Origin of the sequence: Mesorhizobium sp. M1409 (assembly GCF_040317535.1) — a bacterium.
In the GTDB taxonomy this organism is placed as follows: domain Bacteria; phylum Pseudomonadota; class Alphaproteobacteria; order Rhizobiales; family Rhizobiaceae; genus Mesorhizobium.
Genome location: NZ_JAMYKV010000053.1, coordinates 20,268 through 41,088, shown reverse-complemented (window position 1 = coordinate 41,088; position 20,821 = coordinate 20,268). Strand labels below are relative to the sequence as shown.

At 64.0% G+C, this 20,821-nt stretch carries 31 protein-coding genes and 1 tRNA gene; 19 read left to right on the top strand and 13 right to left on the bottom strand.

The window, feature by feature from the left end:
• Positions 1-273: 273 nt before the first annotated feature.
• Complete coding sequence (locus tag NKG99_RS29440) at positions 274-399, bottom strand: hypothetical protein (RefSeq protein WP_352872657.1); 126 nt, start codon at positions 397-399, stop codon at positions 274-276.
• Positions 368-937, bottom strand: coding sequence for a hypothetical protein (locus NKG99_RS29435; protein WP_352872656.1), 570 nt, complete (start codon positions 935-937; stop codon positions 368-370). Before NKG99_RS29435 ends, NKG99_RS29440 begins: the two co-directional genes overlap by 32 nt.
• Positions 938-1,064: 127 nt before the next feature.
• Between NKG99_RS29435 and NKG99_RS29430 the strand changes: the two genes are divergently transcribed.
• Entirely contained in the window at positions 1,065-1,436 is a 372-nt protein-coding gene (locus tag NKG99_RS29430; RefSeq protein WP_352872655.1) for a nuclear transport factor 2 family protein, read from the top strand.
• 269 nt (positions 1,437-1,705) lie between these two features.
• Here NKG99_RS29430 and NKG99_RS29425 read toward each other — a convergent pair whose 3' ends face one another.
• The 4 genes from NKG99_RS29425 to NKG99_RS29410 all read right to left on the bottom strand — a co-directional run bounded on the left by NKG99_RS29425 (position 1,706) and on the right by NKG99_RS29410 (position 4,067).
• Positions 1,706-2,344 carry a phage terminase large subunit family protein gene (locus NKG99_RS29425; RefSeq protein ID WP_352872654.1) on the bottom strand — a complete coding sequence of 213 codons (639 nt, stop codon included), beginning with the start codon at positions 2,342-2,344 and terminating at the stop codon, positions 1,706-1,708.
• Positions 2,345-2,613: 269 nt separating this feature from the next.
• The gene (locus tag NKG99_RS29420; RefSeq protein ID WP_352872653.1) at positions 2,614-3,309 is read right to left on the bottom strand and encodes a terminase large subunit domain-containing protein; all 696 of its coding nucleotides are present in this window, start codon (positions 3,307-3,309) and stop codon (positions 2,614-2,616) included.
• Positions 3,248-3,655, bottom strand: a complete 408-nt coding sequence (locus NKG99_RS29415; RefSeq protein WP_352872651.1) for a hypothetical protein — start codon at positions 3,653-3,655, stop codon at positions 3,248-3,250. Before NKG99_RS29415 ends, NKG99_RS29420 begins: the two co-directional genes overlap by 62 nt.
• The gene (locus tag NKG99_RS29410; RefSeq protein WP_352872649.1) at positions 3,648-4,067 is read right to left on the bottom strand and encodes a hypothetical protein; all 420 of its coding nucleotides are present in this window, start codon (positions 4,065-4,067) and stop codon (positions 3,648-3,650) included. The genes NKG99_RS29415 and NKG99_RS29410 overlap by 8 nt, the downstream gene beginning before the upstream one ends.
• A gap of 372 nt (positions 4,068-4,439) precedes the next feature.
• On the opposite strand from NKG99_RS29410, the gene NKG99_RS29405 reads away from it, so the two are divergent.
• Positions 4,440-4,709, top strand: coding sequence for a hypothetical protein (locus tag NKG99_RS29405; protein WP_352872648.1), 270 nt, complete (start codon positions 4,440-4,442; stop codon positions 4,707-4,709).
• Positions 4,710-4,785: 76 nt separating this feature from the next.
• Entirely contained in the window at positions 4,786-5,091 is a 306-nt protein-coding gene (locus NKG99_RS29400) for a hypothetical protein (RefSeq protein ID WP_352872647.1), read from the top strand.
• A gap of 9 nt (positions 5,092-5,100) precedes the next feature.
• On the opposite strand, the gene NKG99_RS29395 is transcribed toward NKG99_RS29400, so the two are convergent.
• Positions 5,101-5,544 carry a DoxX family protein gene (locus tag NKG99_RS29395; RefSeq protein WP_352872646.1) on the bottom strand — a complete coding sequence of 148 codons (444 nt, stop codon included), beginning with the start codon at positions 5,542-5,544 and terminating at the stop codon, positions 5,101-5,103.
• 701 nt (positions 5,545-6,245) lie between these two features.
• Between NKG99_RS29395 and NKG99_RS29390 the strand changes: the two genes are divergently transcribed.
• From NKG99_RS29390 to NKG99_RS29375, 4 genes are all read left to right on the top strand, one after another.
• Positions 6,246-6,425, top strand: a complete 180-nt coding sequence (locus NKG99_RS29390; protein WP_024501602.1) for a DUF3606 domain-containing protein — start codon at positions 6,246-6,248, stop codon at positions 6,423-6,425.
• A gap of 110 nt (positions 6,426-6,535) precedes the next feature.
• Entirely contained in the window at positions 6,536-6,979 is a 444-nt protein-coding gene (locus tag NKG99_RS29385) for a GFA family protein (RefSeq protein ID WP_352872644.1), read from the top strand.
• Positions 6,980-7,053: 74 nt separating this feature from the next.
• Positions 7,054-7,290 (top strand): DUF982 domain-containing protein, encoded by a 237-nt coding sequence (locus NKG99_RS29380; protein ID WP_352872643.1) that lies wholly within the window; start codon positions 7,054-7,056, stop codon positions 7,288-7,290.
• 13 nt (positions 7,291-7,303) lie between these two features.
• Entirely contained in the window at positions 7,304-7,549 is a 246-nt protein-coding gene (locus tag NKG99_RS29375; RefSeq protein WP_352872642.1) for a DUF982 domain-containing protein, read from the top strand.
• Positions 7,550-7,663: 114 nt separating this feature from the next.
• On the opposite strand, the gene NKG99_RS29370 is transcribed toward NKG99_RS29375, so the two are convergent.
• Positions 7,664-7,972: a hypothetical protein gene (locus NKG99_RS29370; RefSeq protein WP_352872641.1), complete on the bottom strand. Its 309-nt coding sequence runs from the start codon at positions 7,970-7,972 to the stop codon at positions 7,664-7,666.
• Between the two features lie 148 nt (positions 7,973-8,120).
• On the opposite strand from NKG99_RS29370, the gene NKG99_RS29365 reads away from it, so the two are divergent.
• Positions 8,121-9,047: an alpha/beta fold hydrolase gene (locus tag NKG99_RS29365; protein WP_352872640.1), complete on the top strand. Its 927-nt coding sequence runs from the start codon at positions 8,121-8,123 to the stop codon at positions 9,045-9,047.
• Positions 9,048-9,081: 34 nt separating this feature from the next.
• On the opposite strand, the gene NKG99_RS29360 is transcribed toward NKG99_RS29365, so the two are convergent.
• Entirely contained in the window at positions 9,082-10,152 is a 1,071-nt protein-coding gene (locus NKG99_RS29360) for a sensor histidine kinase (RefSeq protein ID WP_352872638.1), read from the bottom strand.
• Between the two features lie 525 nt (positions 10,153-10,677).
• On the opposite strand from NKG99_RS29360, the gene NKG99_RS29355 reads away from it, so the two are divergent.
• The 5 genes from NKG99_RS29355 (at position 10,678) to NKG99_RS29335 (ending at position 12,579) form a co-directional block, all read left to right on the top strand.
• Positions 10,678-10,971 (top strand): hypothetical protein, encoded by a 294-nt coding sequence (locus NKG99_RS29355; RefSeq protein WP_352872636.1) that lies wholly within the window; start codon positions 10,678-10,680, stop codon positions 10,969-10,971.
• Positions 10,972-11,051: 80 nt separating this feature from the next.
• Positions 11,052-11,125 (top strand) — tRNA-Gln (locus tag NKG99_RS29350).
• 346 nt (positions 11,126-11,471) lie between these two features.
• Positions 11,472-11,660, top strand: coding sequence for a hypothetical protein (locus NKG99_RS29345; RefSeq protein ID WP_352872634.1), 189 nt, complete (start codon positions 11,472-11,474; stop codon positions 11,658-11,660).
• Positions 11,661-11,869: 209 nt separating this feature from the next.
• Positions 11,870-12,133 carry a hypothetical protein gene (locus tag NKG99_RS29340; RefSeq protein WP_352872633.1) on the top strand — a complete coding sequence of 88 codons (264 nt, stop codon included), beginning with the start codon at positions 11,870-11,872 and terminating at the stop codon, positions 12,131-12,133.
• Between the two features lie 239 nt (positions 12,134-12,372).
• Entirely contained in the window at positions 12,373-12,579 is a 207-nt protein-coding gene (locus NKG99_RS29335) for a hypothetical protein (RefSeq protein ID WP_352872632.1), read from the top strand.
• Between the two features lie 74 nt (positions 12,580-12,653).
• On the opposite strand, the gene NKG99_RS29330 is transcribed toward NKG99_RS29335, so the two are convergent.
• Positions 12,654-12,893 (bottom strand): hypothetical protein, encoded by a 240-nt coding sequence (locus tag NKG99_RS29330; RefSeq protein WP_352872630.1) that lies wholly within the window; start codon positions 12,891-12,893, stop codon positions 12,654-12,656.
• A gap of 272 nt (positions 12,894-13,165) precedes the next feature.
• Here NKG99_RS29330 and NKG99_RS29325 point away from each other — a divergent pair, with 272 nt between their 5' ends.
• Entirely contained in the window at positions 13,166-13,474 is a 309-nt protein-coding gene (locus NKG99_RS29325; RefSeq protein ID WP_352872629.1) for a hypothetical protein, read from the top strand.
• A 99-nt stretch (positions 13,475-13,573) separates the two neighbouring features.
• On the opposite strand, the gene NKG99_RS29320 is transcribed toward NKG99_RS29325, so the two are convergent.
• Complete coding sequence (locus NKG99_RS29320) at positions 13,574-14,443, bottom strand: SDR family oxidoreductase (RefSeq protein WP_352872628.1); 870 nt, start codon at positions 14,441-14,443, stop codon at positions 13,574-13,576.
• 104 nt (positions 14,444-14,547) lie between these two features.
• Here NKG99_RS29320 and NKG99_RS29315 point away from each other — a divergent pair, with 104 nt between their 5' ends.
• From NKG99_RS29315 to NKG99_RS29300, 4 genes are all read left to right on the top strand, one after another.
• Entirely contained in the window at positions 14,548-15,441 is an 894-nt protein-coding gene (locus tag NKG99_RS29315) for a LysR family transcriptional regulator (RefSeq protein ID WP_352872627.1), read from the top strand.
• A gap of 121 nt (positions 15,442-15,562) precedes the next feature.
• Entirely contained in the window at positions 15,563-15,871 is a 309-nt protein-coding gene (locus NKG99_RS29310) for a DUF982 domain-containing protein (RefSeq protein WP_352872626.1), read from the top strand.
• A 115-nt stretch (positions 15,872-15,986) separates the two neighbouring features.
• Positions 15,987-16,289 (top strand): DUF982 domain-containing protein, encoded by a 303-nt coding sequence (locus NKG99_RS29305; RefSeq protein ID WP_352872624.1) that lies wholly within the window; start codon positions 15,987-15,989, stop codon positions 16,287-16,289.
• Between the two features lie 157 nt (positions 16,290-16,446).
• A complete protein-coding gene (locus NKG99_RS29300) occupies positions 16,447-17,448 on the top strand; it encodes an aldo/keto reductase (RefSeq protein WP_352872622.1) in 1,002 nt (333 codons plus the stop codon).
• 93 nt (positions 17,449-17,541) lie between these two features.
• Here NKG99_RS29300 and NKG99_RS29295 read toward each other — a convergent pair whose 3' ends face one another.
• On the bottom strand, positions 17,542-19,476 hold the full coding sequence (locus NKG99_RS29295; RefSeq protein ID WP_352872659.1) for an AI-2E family transporter: 1,935 nt from the start codon (positions 19,474-19,476) through the stop codon (positions 17,542-17,544).
• A gap of 357 nt (positions 19,477-19,833) precedes the next feature.
• Positions 19,834-20,268, bottom strand: a complete 435-nt coding sequence (locus tag NKG99_RS29290) for a hypothetical protein (protein WP_352872621.1) — start codon at positions 20,266-20,268, stop codon at positions 19,834-19,836.
• Between the two features lie 317 nt (positions 20,269-20,585).
• Between NKG99_RS29290 and NKG99_RS29285 the strand changes: the two genes are divergently transcribed.
• Positions 20,586-20,771 carry a hypothetical protein gene (locus NKG99_RS29285; RefSeq protein ID WP_352872661.1) on the top strand — a complete coding sequence of 62 codons (186 nt, stop codon included), beginning with the start codon at positions 20,586-20,588 and terminating at the stop codon, positions 20,769-20,771.
• The last annotated feature ends 50 nt before the right edge of the window (positions 20,772-20,821 follow it).

Genomic DNA, 20,821 nt, shown 5'->3' with positions numbered 1-20,821 from the left:
CCGTCGAGGCATTCGATGCGCGATGACCTGATATCTGTCATTGCGGACTCCGAGATAGTAATGTTGCAGTGCAGCATGGCGGCTGGGGCCGGATTGTCAACCCGCCGCAAGATGACGAATTGCTCTCCGCTGTTACGGAAGAGCGGGCGGGACACTGAGCAGCCGATCCCTCCGGGGGAGATCACCCGCGCCGCTTCACCGCCCGCGCATGCCGCCTCCACACCCACCAGTCCCACACGCGTTTGCGAAAACTGCGCTTCATCGCGGTCATGGTCACATCCCCAGCAGCACGCGGCGCTGGCCGGTGAGGCTGCCGGGCGCGAGATCGGTCTTGATCGTGCCGGCGGTGCCGTTGCGCTGTTCGAGTTCAGCCCGCAGAGCCGCCTCGCGCGCCTGCACGTCCTTGTCCTCGGCTGTCGGCGTCGGCGGCAGCGGCTTCAGTTCCGGTGGTTTTTGAAACAGACACATGGTTCCAGCCTTCTCTTGTCCAGTCATAGAGGAAAAAATCTTCGCCGTTGCGGCCATATCCAGGCAGCAGGCAGCGTTGCGTGGCGCCCAGCCGGCCAAGCCAGTGCAGCGCCAGTTCATTGGCGGCCAGCGCCCGCGCCTCGACCCGCCAGGCGCCGCGCGCCGCGACTTGAGGCCCAAGCACGGTGTGAAAGAACCCGGTGATCCCGGGCACGCAGCGCCTAATGCGGCGCGTGCCCCAGCTCCAGGCGATCCACAGCCCGCCGCGCTGTTCGGCGGCGCCAAACCCGGCCTCCGGATTGCCGTCCAGCTCGGCGACATAGGCAAACCCCTGCAGCGCCGCCAGCGCCAGCAGCGCCGGCGACCAGTGGTCGAGCTGGCAGTCGATCTCGGCACGATCTTCGGGACGCAGGTTGGCGGCGATGTAGGACAGGTCGCGCAAGGTGGCGGGGACGATGCGAAGGGTCATGAGCAGGCCTGAGCAACGGAGGTTCCCGCTTCCGGGCGGAGTCTCGACGGCTTGCGCACTTGACCGCCCCCGTCGCTGGTGACCTACTTCGAACATCGAACGCTGCGGCTATCCAGGAGACGGGCGAATGGACATTCGAGCGACACTGACGGAGCTATGCGAAGCCTTCAACGCGCACGATCTCGATCGCATCATGGCGTTCTTTGCCGACGACTGCATCCTGGAGATGCCGAGGGGCGCCGAGCCCTGGGGAACGCGTTGCGAGGGCAAGCGCAACGTGCGGGACGCGCTGGCAACACGCTTCGAAGGCTTGCCCGATGTCCACTACGGCAAGGCTGAGCACTTTGCCGACGAGGCCGCCGACACCGGCATGTCGAAATGGACCCTCACCGGCACCACCCGCGAGGGCGTGACCAAGGAAGTCCAGGGTTGCGACTTCTACACGTTCCGTGACGGCAAGGTGATCCGCAAGGATTCTTACTGGAAGATCGTGGAGTGACACGTGGCGTCAATTCGAATTGCGGTGGTGCGACCGATACCTCCTCGTCATCCTATGGCGGAGCAAGGAGCGGAGCGACGCGGCGCAGACCATAGGATCCATGCCGTGACTTTAGAGCGCCGCCAACGATGCAGAATTTGGGCATTTCGTCCCTCACCTGAAAGCACCCAGCGGATCACTCTGCCCCACCTTCCTCCGCGCGCTCTTGAACTCCGCCGGATCCACCACCGCCTCCCGCAGCATCATCACGCCGTAGCGGGTCGCCGCCATCAGATCATCCGCAGCTTCACAACCTGGCCATCCTTGCGATGGAAAAGGCGAAACTCCTCGAACCAGGGGGCCAACGTCGAAAACACCTTGAAGCGGCCGCTCTGCATGCGGTCGAGCATTTCCATCAGCCCGGCCTCGACCGAGACCGACCCGTCCGGGAATTGCGCGTGGCGGGTCAGCATGTTCAGCCCGTGCGCGGAATATTGCCGGGCGAGCGCCACGCCAGCGCCTTCCAGCGTTTCGCGGCGACCGTCGCGCGGCCAGGCGAAGGGCAGCCATTCGCCCCATGGTTTGAGCGTCAGCGTCTGCATGGCCGGCGTCTGCTGCGAAGCGCGGGCAGCCTTTGTGACATAGACGACGTCGGCCTCCGTATCCCAGGCAAGCTCGACCGCAGCCGACGGATGGTCCCAGCCGAAATCCAGCGCGCCGAGCCTAGGCCAGTAGCGCGGCAGCCGGAACGGCTCGCAGGCGATCAGGTCCTCCGCCACCGGAAAGATGCGGCCCGACCCCAGCACCGGAATGCCGCGCGCGCGGGCCTCGCGTTCATGCGCGGGATAGGCGGCAACGATCGCCGCGCGCTCTTGCGGCGTGTAGTGCTCGGCTTCGTCGATGGTCATGAAGGTGACGTGACGGGACATGGGAAATTCCTGAATTACATTGCGAGGTGGCGGCTGTATGCTGTCGTTAGGACGCGATTTTCTCGCCACGGCCGCGCTGCCCCTCATCGCCCTGCCGGGCACTTCTCCCCGTATAGTGACGGGGAGAAGGACGCCGTGTCCGATGGTTTCGCCAATCATCCGCGTCCCAACAAACGAGCCAAGGTAGCGGCCAGCGTGCTTCTCCCCGTTCACGGGGAGAAGGTGCCGGCAGGCGGATGAGGGGCAGCGCAAGCCCAGAGGAATAAAACTCAGTTCCTTGATCTCAGTTCCACCTCACCCGCCGACAAAAACAGCAGCACCACATCCGACATGCCGAGCAGCGGCGTAAACGTCACGATGGTGATGCCGCCCGTCGCGTTGGTCCGCGTCAGGCCTTCGGAATAGATGTCGAGCGGCGGTTCCTCGTCGAACCAGACGCCGTGCAGGGTTTCGCCCTGCCATTTCTCGCGGCCCTTTTCGAAGCTCTTGAACGACAGCACCGATTCATCGGCCTGCACATCGCCGCCACCGCCCCAGCGCACCACGACGCTGTCGAGCGCGCCCGGCGCGCCGCGGCCCATGGAGGTCTGCACAATGGCATCGGCCGGGATCATGCCGGCGCCCCAGGCCGCCTGCTGCTGCGGCGGGCCGACGAGCACGCGCTGCGGATTGTCGCGCGTGCCTTCGCCGGTGACGCCGGCCGCCCACAAACGAACCGCGCTGTCAAAAACCTTGCCTTGCCACCACGAGGGATAGCGCCCGGTCAGGTGCATGGCCCACTCCGCGCCGCCGGCGCGGGTCTTGCCGAGCTGGTTGCCCGCCATGAACAGCCGCTCACGATTGGTGGCACCTGCGGCGTGAAACTCGGCTTGCCGCTGATACGGCTTGTAGGCCGCAAGAAGATTAGTGCGGCGCCTGCGGTCCAGTTCCGCCAGCAGCGCCAGGTACTCCGTCCTCGCCGCCATCGGCGCGGTCTTCGAGGAACGGTTTGACGACGGCTTCGAGGGCACGGATGCGGCTGCGGATCTCGTCATCGCTCAAGCCGTCCAGTTGGTTGATCGTGGCATTGAAATCCCTGGGCAGCACCGACAACACGATCTTCAGATACTGGTCGGGTTTGTCGGCGCGCACCTCGGCGATGACGCCGGCGCCATGCGCGCGGAAATCGGCGCGCACGGCAGCCAGGAAATCATCGCCCAGCGTTTTCTTCGCGCGCTTGGGGCGGGGCTTCGGCGTGGTCGCCGGGCTGGTGGCGGGTTTGCGCCTTGCCGGCTTGACGCTCATCGGCTTGGCGGCGGCTTTGTCAATCATGGACATGGCCGTCCGTGGTGTTGGCATCGGTGGCGGAAACCGCCCCAGCCTTCGGCGAGATCGATCTGGCCCGGCTGGCCGGCTTCCTCGAGCGAGCGGATTTCTTCCTGACGCGCTTCTTGGCTCCCCTTGGCCTTGCCGTATCGGCAGGCTTGGCCGCCCGGGCAGGCTTCCCCGCACCGGCCAGCGCCTTGAGGCGCGCCATGGCGAGACCGACAAGCTGCCCGCCGACGGCTGCCCGCGGGAAACAAAAAACACCGGCCGCGTCCCGCACCATGCCGATCAGCACGCCGGCCACGACCGGCTCGGCACGACCGAGACGGGGCCGCGGCGCAGCCCCTTCGAACTCGCCGATGGCGCTGACGATTTCCTGGCCGTCATCGCCGGTGATGATGGTTGCGTAGCGGGTCATGGTATTTCTCACGGATGCGAAAATGAGTCATCGGGCGAAGACGGCGTTCCTTCGCGCCCCCCTCTGTCCCGCCGACATTCCGCGTCGACAACACAGGCAGACGTCAAATCAAAAGGAGCCCAAAAACACAAAACCCGCCTCGGCGGCGGGTCGTGGCGCAAATCAGCACCATGGACAAATATGTAGCATAGCTGCCCTCACCCCGTCAACGACTTTCTGAGAAAAAATTCCTATCTCGGTCGACCCCCCTGCCCGACCGGGGCCCGCAAGCCGTGGAATTCTCCGGCCGGCTGGCCATGAGCCGGCATCCGTGAAATCATTAGCGGAAGCTTATGGAATGATTCCCGTCGCGCGGCCTTGTGGGAGAGGACGATGGACAGACCAGCCATGGCATCCGTGTTCAGGATGCGGCATGCATCGGCCACGGTTTCCGGGGTGCGCAGCACCGGCCAGGGCCAGGCCGATCCGGTCATCCGCGTGCGTTCGCTCGGCGAAGCGATCCGCTTCGTCGCCCACGCCTACCCCCAATACGACATCAGCGCCGTCGCCATCAGCTGCGGCGATCCTTCGGTCACGCGCCTCGGCAGCCTGGAGGTGAAGGCGCTGTGGCGCGAATATGGCGAGCGCCTGACGCAGGAATAGACGGGTTCCGCGCCGCCTTCCGGATCGGAAACGCCGCTGGCGCGTTTCAACTGCGATCAATGGAGGGAAAATCGCCATGAACGTCGCCAACCTGCAACTCGAAGGCCTGCTCATGGCCGTCGCATCGATCAACCACGTCCTGGTTCGAAAAGGCATACTGACGGCCGAGGAGATCGACATCGCCTTGCGCAAGGCCGAGGCCAGCGAAACCAGCCAGGAGCGATCCGAAGGCATGTCGGCGTCCAGCCGCGATGCCGTCAACTTTCCGATACGGCTGCTGGAGCTCGCCAACCAGTGCCAGCCGGAGGCCGACATGCCCTCCTTTTCAAAACTGGCCCGCATGGTTGGCAAGGTGAAGGAGCCCTACAACGACCAGATGTGATCCTTCGCCTCAAGCCCTACCCGGCCATCCCAGATTGAGCGAAAGCACCTTGCCCGGCCCATGCACGGCGGCAAACAGCAATCCGGCCAGGAAGGAAAAATGGTCGACGAAGAAGCCGAACTCGGCCTGGTTGCCGGCCCAGTGGCTGGGTCCGTGGAACGCAAGGCCGAGGAACAGCACATAGGCGGCGGCCGCCAGGGCGGCTTGCGAGAAGAAGGCGCCGGTCAGGAAACACAGCACCAGGGCGACTTCCAGGATCGCCGCGCACCAGGCCAGGAACAGCGGAAACGGGAAGCCGGCGGCGGCGATGTAGCCGGCGGTCGCCTCCATGCCCATGAACTTGAAGGTCACGGCCATCAGGAAGACGGCGGCGAAGATCAAGCGGGCGATGAGAAGTGCCGCGGTCTGCCACGGCGATTGGGTGATTTGCGACTGTGTGATTTGCGACGGCATGGTCGTTCTCCAGGTTTGCAATGGGTTCCGACCCAAGGACGCGCGACCGACGCCAGGTCCGACACCCCCAGGCAGATTTTTGTCTGGAAGCCCACTTATCCGAGGTGCCTCTTTGAATCCATGCACCGTGCCGGCAAAACCGATTTTCGGTTTGCCGGCCGATCTCGCCGCGATGCGCCTTAAGCCGGCCTGAGGGCGGATTCGGCGCCGACGGTCCTTCCAGCATCCCGCAAATCATGAAACTTGTTGGTAACCGCGAAAATGCTATAGTTAGCTGGGGCTAATGCACAGGTATACCGGTGCAGTTATTCGGGGTGGGGTTGAAGTGGGCACAAGCGTCGGGTTCAGAAAAAAATCCCGTGGCGTCCGGTCGACGGCGCTGCAATGCAGCGGCTGCGGTGGCGCCGGCCAGGTCTTCCAGTGTCCGCGCTGGACGAGTTCCAACGGCCATTGCTGCCCCGCCGGTACGCACCAGCGCGGCTGCCCCGGCGTCAGCGCAGCATGCACCGAGTGCGACGGCGAGCGCTCGTCCGACGCCGGCCCCAGGCGCTCCTCGGCCTGATGCCAGGCGGTCGAAAACCGCCCGGCCTTATTGTCGTGCTTGTGGAACCCGCGGCGCCGATCTGTGTTATGTCCTGTTGATCGCGGGATCGGGCGCAGACGGCCGCGCGTTTCCCCGACAACAGAAAGCGAGGCCCGAGATGGCTGACGACAAGTCGAAGACGAAACAGGACCGCAAGCTGGTCTCGAGCGAAGAGCCCTACGAGGTCGCCGCCTTTGCCCGCAAATACGGCATTCCGCCAAGCGAGGCGCAGACCATCATCAAACGCTACGGTCCATCGCGCAAGAAGCTCGACGCCCATATGGCGGCCCGCGGCTAAAGCATGGCCGGACGGATCGGGATGGGGCTCGTCTCGGATGAGCCGATGGACGAGCATCTGTCCCGCCTGGCCGGCAGCGCCGCGGGCTGACAGAAACGGAGGTCACGACCATGTCCGACACCATACGCAGGACCGGCAGTTGCCTGTGCGGCGGCGTGCAGTTCTCGGTCATGGGAGCGCCGCTCCGCATTGGGCTTTGCCATTGCAAGGATTGCCGCAAGGCCGGCGGGTCGGCCTATTCGGCCTTTGCCATCTGGCCGCGCGAGGCCTTCGAGACCACCGGCCTCATCAGCAGCTACGGCACGCGCAGCTTTTGCCCGACCTGCGGCGGCCGCGTCGCCTGGGTCGACGACAACGAGGCCGAGGTGGCGATCGGCAGCCTCGACATCGCGCCGACCGATCTCGTGCCCGAATATGAATTGTGGACCTCGAGGCGCGAGACCTGGCTGCATGCCTTGCCCGGCACCGAACAGTTCGAGCATGACCGGCCGGTGGCCCAAGACGCCGAAGCGCCGACGCCGAGGGCGCTGTCGGACATCGATGCGGTTGAGTGAAATTTGATTTTGCCGGGCAGGGAACCCACCCCTGCTGGCGGCGTTATCCGGCGCCCCCATGACGGAGACGACCGTTGAACGACAAGATGTTTCCCCGACCCATCCGCCTGAAATTCGCCCCCGAGCGTGAGCGCGTCGTCCGCAGCGCCTGGGAAGGCCTGGAATGTCTCGGCGACTGGCCGGCCGGCCAGGGCCAGCGCTACCGGGCGGCGCTGCGCAGCTGTCGCGATGCATTGGATGGCTGGACGCCGCCGGAAAAGGCGATGTGGGCGATGATCGACGCCGCGCGCGAAGCAAAACTCCTCCAGTAGCGGGAAACAGGACATGTCCGATTTGATGCTGCCCACGCCGATACGGATCAAGCCGCATGGCTCGGACACGATCCGCGACGTCGCCACACTGAAGGATGCCAGCGAAATCCTCATCGACTGGCCGCAGGCAAAACGCGGCCCGTTTTACCAGGCCGCGCGCGAAAAGGTCGAGGCAGCGTTGGAAAGCAATGCCGGTGCCGCCGAGGCGCAGGAGGCGTTCGTTGCGCTCTGCAGCCACGCCGGCGTGCTGGTTCGGTAGAGGTGCGTCGAGGCTCGGCCGGTCCCAGAAGGTCGGTTGATCGAGACCGGGAAACTTGCCACGGCGAAACCGTCGCGGGTCTCCGGCGGACGAGACTGCCGGCGAGCCCTGCCTCTATTGCTTCGGCGGCTGGGGCGGCACGTCGCCGGGCTTGATCACCGGCGTCTTGCCTTCGTCGGGCGCCGGCGCGGCCATTCCCTGATCCCCCGTGGGGGGCGGTTTCAGCACACCGCCGCAATCGGTGAGCTTCTCCGTCAAATTGCCGCTGTCGGGCTGCTGCCCGGGCTGCTGTTTTGCACCTTGCTCCGTCTGCGCACGGCAATTGTCGGTCGCTGTGCTGTCGTCCTGCTGGTCGGTCTGGGCAGCCGCCGGTGCCGCCAGCGCCAGCATCAGGCCGCATGGTACGATCGCGAGAATTCTCATCCCGGGTCTCCGTTCCTGTGATGGCCGCCCGCGGCGGCCTTCCCTTCACAGGGACAACGCATGTCGAGGAAAAAGGTTGGCCGCTTCCCCGCGGGGGCGTGTTGCAACCAAATCCGTTCGCCGGCCGTTGCGCGTGCCGGAGGCGACCATGTTCGATGACTTTAAAAGTGGGGAGATCGACACCGGCGATGCCGTCATATTCTCGCTGCGTGCCGGCAGCGGGCCGCCGCTGCTGTTGCTGCACGGCTTTCCGCAAACGCATCTGATGTGGCGCGACATCGCGCCCATGCTGGCCAGCCGGTTCAGCGTCGTCTGCGCCGATCTGCGCGGCTATGGCGGCAGTTCCTGTCCGGCGTCGGCTCCCGATCACGCGCCCTATGCCAAGCGCGCCATGGCCGCCGACATGGTAGCGCTGATGGCAAAGCTTGGCTTCCCGAGCTTCATGGTCGCCGGCCATGATCGCGGCGGGCGTGTCGCCTACCGGATGGCGCTCGATCATCCAGACAGCATCGACAAGCTTGCCGTGCTCGACATCGTGCCCACGGCCGATGCCTGGGATCGGGCCGACGACAGGCTGGCGCTGGGCTACTGGCCATGGTCGTTGCTGGCACAGCCCGAGCCATTGCCGGAAAAAATCCTGGCGGGTGCCGCCGAGGCGATCGTCGACAATGCGCTCAGCGGCTGGGGCTCATCGCCCTCGGTGTTTCCACCCGAGGTGCGGCGGGCCTATATCGATGCCTTGCGCGCGCCTTCCCACATCCATGCCATCTGCGAGGAATACCGGGCGGCGGCCATGCTCGACCGTGAGCATGACCGTTCGGACAAGGCCACCGGCCGGCGCATCCGCTGCCTATTGCTGGCGCTGTGGAGCGGCCAGGGCGCGCTCGCGGACTGGTATGCCGGTGAAGGCGGGCCGCTGGCGCTGTGGCGCGGCTGGGCCGATGACGTGCGCGGCCAGGCGATGCCGGGCGGACATTTCTTTCCCGAGGAGAACCCGCCGCAGACCGCCGAGGCGCTGGCAAGTTTCTTCGGGGGCATTTCGCAGCGGTCGGGTTTACCTTCGCCCTCGCTTTGATGGGGCCGAAGCCGCGCCCCGTGCTGAATAGACCTCAAGGGCTGAAAGACGGCTCGGTGTCGGCAGCAGGGATTTCGGCGCCGAGCGGCGGAACGACGATCGATTCCAGCGGCGCCGTCAGCGACCAGCTGAGATGGCCCGGGCCGCGTTCCAGGACCGCCGAGCCGTTCAGCGACTGCGGCGCGACCCGCTCCAGGACGACGGTGCCGAAACCCTTGCGCGTGCCATCGTCCCGCCGGCTCCCTTCATACACCGGCATCGTCTCGTCCCAGACGAGATGGATTTCCCGCTTTCCCGGAACACCGTTGGCGATCTGCCAGGTGATCTCAAGCCGCCCGGCATCGCCTGCCAGCGCGCCATATTTGGAAGAGTTGGTGCCGAGCTCGTGAAACGCCATGCCGAGATTTTGCACGGCGTTCGGCTGCAGGGTCAAAAGCGGTCCGGAGAGCGATACCTGCTCCTCGCGGCCGAATGGCTTGAGCTGCTCCTGGACCAGGTCGAAGAGGCTGGCACCCGCCCAATCCGAGTTGACCAGCAGGTCGTGCGACCGCGACAGCGCCATGATGCGGGAGCGGATCAGCTCTTCGAACTCGCGCGGATCGGTCGAGCGTTTGCTCGTCTCCCTGATCATCGAGAGGATCACCGCGAACTGGTTCTTGACGCGATGGTTCACCTCGCGCAGCAAAAGCCGGATCCGGCGCTCGCTCTCCCTGGTCGCGGTGATGTCGCGGGCGATCTTCGAAGCACCGATGATCTCGCCCGATGCGTTCCTGATCGGCGAGATGGTGAGCGAGACGGCAATAAATCCACCATCCTTGCGTCGCCGGATCGTCTCATAGCTGGCCACGACTTCGCCATTGCGAACCCGGCCGATGATGTCGGCTTCCTCATCCCTGAGATGATCGGGAATGAGCATCAGCACCGATCGGCCGACAGCCTCCCCGGCGGCGTAGCCGAACATGCGCTGAGCCGCTCCGTTCCAACTGGTGATGATACTGTTCAGGTCCTTGCTGATGATGGCGTCGAAGGACGAATCGACGATCGCCGCCAGCCTTGCGTCGGCGGCGATTTCAATCGGGCCATCGATGTTTGCCAATTCCGTCATTGCCCCACCTTCCCCTAACCGCCTGGCGTCCCACACCGCTCTCGCAACCATGCGTCAGGCTTGCAGACGGATTTCCGCCGTGCCCTGCAATGCATGGCGGACATTTTGGTTGCAATGGGAAGGCAACATTCCGCATCGCGGCCGAAGCTGCTCGTCGAAACCGGGGCTGGCAGCTCGCCTCGGCCGTTCCAAATTCCGCGAGAGGTCAATCAGGGATGGCCCGTGCGGCCAGGTTCGATACCGGGCTCGTCTGGCGGAGCAACGGGCGATGGATCGGCCGAGGCGTCCCTTTGCGGGCAATCCTCGTAGCGGTGGTCGCGGCCGCCACAGAAGGAACAGCACATGGCTTCACGATCCTCGTTTCCGGGCCACCATTGCGGCGTCTCGTGGGGCTTCCGGCCGTCCATCCCCAGCAATGCGCGACGCGCCATTTGGTTGCCCCGCAAAGAAACGGCCAGTTGGCCGTTGCGGAACCACCGGCCGGGATGCGAGTTTCGCGTGATACGTCAGCTCGAGGGAACCGCCATGCCGATGCGCCGAATTGCTTTGATGACGGCAGCGATCCTGCTTGCCGCGACCGGCCTCGCCGAGGCCCGGCCCGACACCCGCACGATGAGCTGCGAGCAGCTCCGGCGGCTGATCCAGAGCCACCGCGCCGTGGTGCTGAGCACCGGCCCCAACACCTATGACCGCTACGTCAGGCAGTTCGGCAACGAATGCGACTGGCCGGAGGTGCCGATGTCGGCCTATGTCCCAACCCGTGACGGCCGCTGCCCGGCCTACCGCTGCGAGGAGCCTGTCAACAACTTCCCGAACTGATGCCGGCCACGCGCCTTTGCCGCGGCACTGCGTTGATCCCGGCGCGCGAACCGGCTACGGGTGTTGGCGCAGTTGCATCTTCCCGCTTCGTCTAATGGTAGGACAGCGCCCTTTGAAGGCGTGAATCGTGGTTCGAGCCCATGAGCGGGAACCAGCAATCAAGAACTTGGCGGGCCTTAACCGCACAGAGCAGATCGATTACATCGAAGCTGCGCGCATGAGACCGCTCCATCCGGCTTATTAGCAGATGCTTGTATTTCTTCTGAAGCAGGATCATCATCAAGCGGTTAGCGACCTGAAGGGGTGACGCGCCATGCAACTGAGTTGCTTTGACCAGGTTGGGGGCATCCTTGCATCAACGATGTTCCTCGACATCACGGCGGTTTTCATAATTTTGGCCGCCTTTGCCGCTGTACGGCTGGTTGCAATGTCGGGCGAAGGTTCTATCCAACAGCTCCAGACGGTGTAGCCCGCGAGGTGCTTCCCACCTGGAGAGGTATATGGCCGCGAGAAAGGCGATAGCGGTTAAGGACTGGTCTTGCGGCATGAGCGACGAGCTTGGCCGTGTGGTCCTGACCATCAACCCGACCGACGGTGAGCCAATCCTGGTTTTGATGACAATTTTCCAGGCGGCGAAAATGGCCGGGGAATTGCGATCCCCGAAACGCGTGCCCTTCTCACCTCGGTAACACCACGCCCGCGGGAAAGTGGCGATAGCAGCACCTTTCGATGACGTGAACCGTGGTTCGAGCCTATGGAACCAAAATCAATCACACACTCCAGTCCGGTTCGGGTCCGCTGACGTTTTTTTAGCGACAGCGAAACCAAGGTCGCACGCCCACGTTGAGGCTCGTTCAACATGGGAGCTCAGGCAATGGATCCGGCAAGCGGGGCTGTGATGCTTTTGCTTTCGTGCGGCACCGGCGACGCCGCCATGTGCAAACCTATGGAAACGGCGCCTGCCCTTTACGCATCCCTCGATCAATGCCGGGCGTCTTTGGCCGGCAGGCTGGCAAGCTCGCCCAACGGCGAGATCGTCGGCCGGTGCCAGGCAATCGACGCGATCGCCACGGCTTCTCCACCGGCGGACTACACTACGGTCGTCGTCACGCGAGGAATAGATGCCGTGACGAGTTATGTCGTGCCACGCGGGGCGAAATGAACGGATAGCACTGAGCTAGCCGACCAACCTGGCTATTGGCTGACGGTTTGCGAGGCAACGAGGACAAAACTCGCCGGGGCGGCCCCAACGCCCTCCCCGGCGAGCCTGTTGCCCCGCTACGATGAACAATGGAGCAATTCCTGCTGTACGAATTCGGGCGCCACTAAGTTGCATCTGTTCCCCGAAACCATTTCGCGGAGCCCGCGTTGACGACCGGGGTCCGACACAGGAGAGACCACATGACCGTCAACTGCCGCATATCGATCGACAACCGACCTGAAGCCACCGATGCAATTTTCCAGGCGGTTCCCCGGATTGGCGAAAGCGTTTCCCTGTCGATCGATGGAAATACACAGGATCTGCGGGTATCACGTGTCGTGCATGTGACCAATGGCACGCTGGAGGGTGCCGCGATCATCGTCGAAGTGACGACCAACATTCTCTAGGCCAACATCCGCCACCAAGACGTCGGCCGGCGGCCCGTTGCTTCTTGCCAGGCGCCGGATCGCAAAAGTTGCGGTCAACCGCCGTGGTCTGCGGCGCCGTTGCCATCGGAGCTGCGCAGGATGCCGAAATCCTGCGACTTAACCCCTTGCTCCGCCGTCAGGAACCCGTCCGAGGCAAGGCCGCGCCGCAACAGTTCCCTGACCGCGGCCGAGCGGCTCGGCATGCGCTTGTCGTAGCGCCAGTTTTCCAGCGCGGCCAGTTCATCGGCCGTCAGCATGATTTGCAGTCGTTCGGGGCGTTCCAATTCAGCCATGGCGCTTTCCTCGCTCAGGACCAAGAATACGTTGAGTTAGTATTTAACTCACTTGGCTAATAAATAGGATAAGCCTCATAATGCGTCAAGACCCTGCTATGGATGGTTCGCGCACCAGGCGCATGATGAGGATTCGGCGCTGGCCACGCAATTGCATAACTCTACTAACTGATTGATTTTTTTGGATAATATTTAATTTGTGAATTGCCATGGCGGAGTCCTTGCCGCATGGTGGAATCTGAACAGAAAACCGTTCCGGTTGGGAGGTTTCGATGCGGTATGATTACTCGACGCGCCTGCGCGATGACGTCAGTTCAGCAGTCCTGATGGCATTCAAGACGGCCGGCATCGTCAACATCACGGCGGTGGCGGAACGGGTCAGGGTCAGGAATCTGGCCGAGAACGTCGCCCTTGAGGACGTCGAATACCTCGTCCTGCAGGCAGCCCAACTCATTGGCGTCGCAATCGAATTCGACGGCCTCAGCTCTGTCGACGGCGTCGCTGGGACGTTCGTGGATGGCCAGGCCGGCGACGATGGCGAGCGCGTGATCGATAGACCTCTTCCGGCTTCCCGGCAGTAGGGCAATTTTGGTTGAACACATTGTCCCACGCAAAGGCAGGGCGTCCTCCTCAAGAGGCCGCCCTGTTGTCCATGTTAATGGTCCTTGCGCTTGCTTCCGTCAGGCGGAGGCAGCGACTTGTGAGGCAAAGTCGCGATATGGGCGCAGTGGGCGGCCCAGAAGCGCGGTCAGGCGATCGACGTCGCCAGCCTCGGGCAGCATTCCGTCGGTCAAGAACCGCTCGCCCATCAAGCGCATGTCGTAGGCCATCCAGGCAGGCAAGAACTGCTTGAGGTTTTGCTCGAAGCCCTCTGTATCATCGCCGCCGTAGCTGATCGGACGGGCGAGCACGTCCGACCAGATCGCGGCGATATCCGCCCCGGTCAGCGTCTGCGGACCGACGAGGTTGATCCGATCGAGCGCAAGTGGCTCCGCAGCCCGTTCGCGGCGCAGCAGCTCAAGGGCGGCGATCTCGGCGATATCACGCACGTCGATCATGGCGAGCCCCTTGCCGCCGATCGGCATCGTGTAGGCGCCGTAGCCGGTGATGGCGGCTTCGATCATCAGATCGTTCTGGATGAAGTAGGCCGGGCGCAAGATCGTAGCCTTGAAGTCCATCTGCTCGATCATTCGCTCGACGCCGAACTTGCCGGCGAAATGCGGCACGTTCGCATAGACGTCGGCATGGATCACCGAAAGATAGACGATCCGCTCGATGCCAGCCGACCGGGCGACGTTCAGCGCCACCAAGGCCTGCGTGAATTCGTCCGGCACCACGGCGTTCAAAAGGAACAGGGTGGAAATGCCGGACATGGCTTTGCGCAGCGAATCGACGTCGAGAAAGTCGCCCTGCGCGACCGATACGCCCGCCGGGAAGCTTGCTTTCGAGGGATCGCGGACGAGAGCACGGACATCGGCGCCGCGCTGGACGAGGTGTTCGACGACTTGGCGGCCAACATTGCCTGTGGCGCCGGTGACGAGAATGGTCATGGAAATTTCTCCTGTTGGATTGCTTGACACGCCCAATATGTGTGGCTCACTAGCAGTCCAATAGACGGAAATTCTGGACGCAGCGTCCCACTGGTGGAACGATCATGGATCTCCTTGCCCTCGCCGACTTCAACCTCGTTGCCCGCCATGGTGGCTTCGGCAAAGCGGCAAGGGCCACCGGCCGGCCCAAGGCAACGCTGTCTCGGCGCGTCGGCGACTTGGAAAGCAGTCTTGATCTGCGCCTGTTCGAACGAGGTGCGCGCAACCTGAAGCTCACCGAGGAAGGGCGGGCACTCTTCGAGCGGACGGGGACCTTGCTCGCCGAACTGGACGAGACGGCCGCGGCGATCGCCTCGGGCGGTCAGAGACCCAAGGGCAGATTAAGGATCAGCGCACCTCTCCATTTTTCTCAGACCGCGATGGGGAGGATCGCCGCGGGGTTTACCCTCAAACATCCGGAGGTAAGGCTTGAGGTCACGACGGAGGACCGCCCTGTCGACATGATCGAGGAAGGCTACGACCTGGTGATCCGGGTCAATCCGGATCCCGACGAAAGCCTGGTCGGACGGGCGTTTCTCCGCGACCGCCTGGTCGTTGTGGCGAGCCCACACCTTCCTCGCACGACCGGTGGACGGGCCGCTCCTGGCGTTGCGCGTGGCACAGGCGAACGGCAAACATGGCACGTGAAGACACAAGGTGGCCGGTCGACGATTACGATCGAACCTGTCCTCGCTTTGTCAACGCTGATCATGGTGCGGGATGCGGTGCGAGCCGGCGTCGGTGTTGGACGTCTCCCAATTTCGCTGGTGAGCCACGACTTGGCTGACGGCACACTGGTGAATTGGGGGGACATCGACGGCCCCGAGATCGCTCTCTGGACGCTCTACCCATCTCGGCGGCTGCTCAGCGCACGCGTGTCGGCGTTCCTGGACTTTCTGAAACAGGCCTTTCCAAATGGGACGCCGGACGAACTGGCCGCCTATATTGGCAGGTGGTGACTGAAGCCGCTTTCGCCGGCAACAGTTGGGGCGACGGAACACAAGCCGAAGGCGAACAAACCGGGTGTCGATGCGGATGGTCGTTGGAGAACGGATGTTTCGGACTCTCACGGCAGAGTGATTGGCACCGACGAAACCTTGGGCCGCCAAAGGCGTTTATCGCTTCAGGCCTGTCGAGGTTCCAATGCAGACTGCATGGTTTTCCAAACCCGTGGCGGTGTCGGTCGGTGTCACCGGTTCCATCCACCATTTGTCCAATACACAGCAAGCCATTGAATTGCTCACGACACATTGGCGTGACGCCGGCAGCCCAAAACATCAATCGGCGTTGCGCGCCTGCCGCCGGGCGACGAGTGGTGACGTGTCCTCCGACATCGCCCGGGAGGCTTTCGTCGAGGCCGCCCGCGAGGCGCATATCCTGATCGAGTAGTCTGGCCGCCCGTGTCTGTTCTTGACACGGAAACCCGCCCCTCGCATATTTTGCGATAGCCGGAGCCAGCGTTGCCGGCCAGTTCAAAGCATCGTTCAAGCGATTGGAGGAAGTGATGAACGACAGGCGTTTCAACCACCCCGTTTTCGTCAAGGACGGTCAGATGATCGTCCAGGAAATCACCTGCCTCGACGAGGCCCTCGACTTTCTCGACGAATGGCCGAGCAACCGCCGCGGCCCGATCTTCGATACCGCCCGGCGCGCCTGCCATCGCGCCTTTGACGGGCTGTTGCCGCCGTCGGTTGCCCGGGAAGCCTTCGCCGGCTGGGCAAGATCGGCGCGCATCCTGGAGGAAATCTCGAGCGTCCTGCCCTGGATGACCGGGCAGCGATCCGGGCGTGGCGGTATTTCGGCCTGAGCGGCTGGTTTCAGGAATATCGCCCGGCGAACCGATTGTCGGAGGCGCCGGGATAGGCAGCGTGACCCATGGCCGGCGATTGTGGCGGCCAGCCCGCCTGTTAAGAATGGAGCGGACGCGCCTATAGTCGTGGCGAGCTGCACCGGAGAGCGCACCAATGACCCTGAAAACACGCAAGCTCGGCAGTCAGGGGCTGCAGGTCTCTGCCATCGGCCTCGGCTGCATGGGCATGAGCCAATCCTATGGCCCGGCCGATGAGGCCCAATCCATCGCAACGCTGCACCGCGCCATCGAGCTCGGCTGCACCTTCCTCGACACCGCCGAGGTCTATGGCCCCTACACCAACGAGGCCCTGCTCGGCCGGGCGTTGAAGGGCAAGCGCGACCAGGTGACGATCGCCACCAAATTCGGCTTCCGCATAGAAAACGGCAAGCAGGTCGGAACCGATAGCCGGCCCGGGCACATCCGCGAGGCCGTGGAAGCCTCGCTCGGCCGACTCGCCACCGACCATATCGACCTCATCTACCAGCACCGCGTCGACCCGGCGGTGCCGATGGAGGATGTCGCGGGCGCCGTTGGTGAACTGGTCGCGCAAGGCAAGGTGCGCTTCTTCGGCCTGTCCGAGGCGGGTGTGGCCAACATCCGCCGGGCGCATGCCGTGCATCCGGTGTCGGCGGTGCAGAGCGAGTACTCGCTGTGGGAGCGCAATCTGGAGCCGGAGATCATCCCGCTGCTGGGTGAACTCGGCATCGGCCTGGTGCCGTTCTCGCCGCTCGGCCGCGGTTTTCTCACCGGCGAGGTCAAGCGCGCGGAGGACTATGCCGAGGGCGACTACCGCCGCAACGATCCGCGCTACCAGGGCGAAAACTACGACGCCAATGTCGAGGCGGCGGCCAAGGTGCGCGACATCGCGGCTGCCCGGGGCGTCAAGCCCGGCCAGGTCGCGCTGGCCTGGCTGCTGCGGAAGGGCAGCGGTTTCGACATCGACATCGTGCCGATCCCCGGCACCAAGCGGATCAGATATCTGGAGGAGAACGTCGCCGCCGAATCCCTGAAACTCGACGCCACCGAAATGGCCGCGCTCGACGACGCCCTGGCGCCCGGGAAAATCGCTGGCCCGCGCTACACCGAGCGCGGCATGGCGATGGTCGATCGGTAGAGCGGGCGATCCCGAAACGGGAACTGGATACCTGCTCTTTCGCCATCGGTGCCGGGCTTGCCGGACCCATTGCCGAACGAGGCGACGGCGACCCTAGCTCGCCGCCGCCGCCGGCACCTTCCTGGGCGCGGGCCGCTGCCGGCGCATGCGGCGTTTGGCGATGAGCTTGAGGGCAACCGGCGGCTCGTTTGACAGTGCGCCCAGTACGGCATCGACCATGCCATGCGCCACGAAATCCGCGTTGATGTCCTGGGCCAGCCTGGCGGCCGTTTCCTTGTCCTCGGCGGCGGTCTCCGACCAGAACACGATTCCCACCCGAAGGGCGGCCTTCGCGCGCTTCAGCCGCCGAACCAGAAAGCGGGCGTGCTTGACGGAATCGCGGTTCAGGAAGCCGACCACGACGGAGTCGATGGTTTCGAGCTCGATGCGGCGGATGTTGGCGGGTTCCATCTCGGCAAAGCCGGCCGTTGCTACCGTCGCGCCCTGGACCTCCAGCACCTGCGCCAGCATCGCGGCAGTGGCATCGTCGAGTTCGCCGCGCCCGCCGGCGCAAAGCACCGATATGCCGGCGCCATCGGGCAGATCGGTCTCGTTCTCGCCGGCGGCATCGCCATGGTCGCCCGCCTCCTCGGCCACGTGCGGGTCCTCCTCCTCGCCTGCCTCCTCCTGTGCGCTGTCGTCGAGGTTGGCCACCAGCGTCAGGGCGCTGGCCGCCACCTGCCGCCGTTGCAGGTCGCCCATGACGCCGCGCACCCGGTCGCGCTCGCCCAGCAGGAGCGCCGGAATGGCGACCTTGTCGTAGAATTCGACAAGATATTTCTCCTCCAGCATCTCCTCGGCGTGGTCGGTGGCTTCTTCCGGATCTCCGGCCAGCAGCCGCTGGTATAGTCGCGCATGGGGTTCGAGCACCGGCTCGTTGCCGAACAGCACGTCGAGGAATTCAAACTGCGGCACGTGCCTGCCCAGCACCACCAGGCAGACGGTGAGCGGCGTCGACAGGATCAGCCCGAGCGGTCCCCAGAGCCACGTCCAGAAGATCGCCGCGACGATGATCGCCAGCGGCGACAGTCCCGTTCGCGAACCGTAAAGCCAAGGTTCGATGACATTGCCGGTTATCAGTTCCATCACCACGAACAGGGCGGCCGTCCACAGCACGAGCGACCAGCCGGGCGCCACGGCCAGCGCCAGGAACAGCGGCAGCAGCATGCCTATGGCCGGGCCGATATAGGGAACGAAACGCAGCGCCAGCGCCAGCAGTCCCCACAGCAGGGCATTGGGAATGCCGAGGATCCAGAGCCCGATCGCGATCGGTATCGCGTAGACGATGTTGACCACCAATTGCATCAGCAGGTAGAGGCCCACCCGCTTGCCGGCATCCTGAAGCGCCTCCGTGGTGCGGTGGAGGTCGCCGTAACCGACAAGCCTGATGAAGCGGTCGCGCAAGTCCTCGCGCTCGAGCAGCATGAAGATGACGACGACGATGATCAGCCCGGCCGATCCGAGCGGGCTGATCAGCGGGCCGACTATGTTCTGCAGGACTTCGAGCGGCCTTTCGCGCGAGACGATCTCGACGGGCACCGGCTCACGCGGCGGCTTTTCCGGGGTGACGGCCGGCAGCGTAGCGTCCTGCCGGTCGATTTCCTGGCCGACACGCTCGACCACCTGGCTCAATCTGGCAAGGATCCCTCCCCCGACCCCGGTTTCCTTGAGCGAACGGATCTTGGTCAGGATGTTGGTCTGGTAGACGGGGATGTTCTGCGCCAGTTCGCTGACCTGCGTGGCGACGATGAAGGAGAACAGGCCAAGCGCCGCGAAAGCGCCCAGCACGCTGGCGACGACAGCCGCAATCCGGGGTATGCCGACCTTTTTGAGCGCCGCGACAAGCGGCGCGAGCGCGAAGGTGAGCAGCAGCGCGATCGCGATCGGCAGGAAGACCTCGCGCCCGAAATACAGTGCCGCCACCGTCGTGACGGTGGTTGCCACATTGGGCAATGAGGTTCGAGGGTGAGGCGTGGCGGCCGAAAGCATGTCCTCCGACCCATGAGCCGGAGACGCCGTGCCGTTTCGACGATTGGCCACTCGATCTTCCCCCTGCCAACCGTCATGATCTGATATATCGAGCCGGCATGCAACTTTCTCGGCGTTCCCGTGCCTGCGCCGGGATGGCGAGATCGAATGCTGTTTGTCAGCGTTCCGATTTTCGACGCGATGAGATCGGCTCGCTCGACATCGTGTTCGGCGAGCGGCCGCTGGTAGCAGACAAGCGGCGCCATCCAGCACAATCGATAGGGGGCGGACAGACCCGCTGCCGCCTCATAGATCTTCAAGCATTCGTTCAGCCGAACTCGACGCCGTGCGCGATGTTCGCCAGCCGGGCATCGGCCTTCAGTGCAGAAACGCTCCTCGCAGCCACGCGAAGAAACCGGATCTTGCGGACATTGCCGCGCGGACACGGGATGCGGCCCATCGTGCCGTCATCGTGGCGCCGACATGGCAGTGGCAGACGATTCCGTGGAGCTGCCAATCGGTCAGTTCGAAGAAGCGCTTGGCCTCACCGTAGGTATCCTCCTTCAAGCCCAGCGCGCGAAAGATCGGATCTTCGAAAGCAACTGTGATTGGTGATCCCGCGGAACGCATTCTTTCGCGCACCTCCACGGATTGGTACTCGGTCCCCGTCAGCGCCCCTAGGCACCTGTTGGGATTTTGCTCCAGAAGCTGCGCCCAGCGTTCGAGGCGTTCGCCTCGGGTCGCGACAAGATAGGTTGCCTCGGCGTGGACGTCGGCAACGGCATTCAGTTGGTCAACGGTTTGATGCTTCACGGACGCCTCCTATTCAGTGGCTGAATTCGCTCCAGCCTTGAATGGAATTATGGCGCTCCGTGAGGTCGGCAAGACCCGGAAATGCACGGTAGGACGATTCATTTTTGACGACCTGGCTCCATTCCGCGGCACGGCTCGCGAGAGCGCGTCCGGGTCGTGACCGAAACCGCACCGGAACCAACCGCAAGCACGACCGTTCTGCCCGCATCAGATCTGGTCGAGACGCCGTCAAAGACGCTGAGGACACCTGGATGTCGGGTTGTTCGACATCCCCCCGGATGTCGACCACCCATCAAGCCCCACGCAGGAGTTATTTCATGGCCATTCTGCCTAACCCCGACCCAACGCCTGTTCCAGTACCCACGCCGCCGCCGCTTCCCGAACCGAAGCCCATGCGCGAGCCGGATCCGGACAGGCTTCCGGATGAAGACCCTGTCCCCAATCCGGATGAAAACGACGTGCCGCCCAAGCGCATGGCCCCGGTGGCCTGGAAGGAGCATTGAGCACCGTTCCAGATAGACGCCGCGGATGACGTCGGTGTAGCGCAGCGTCA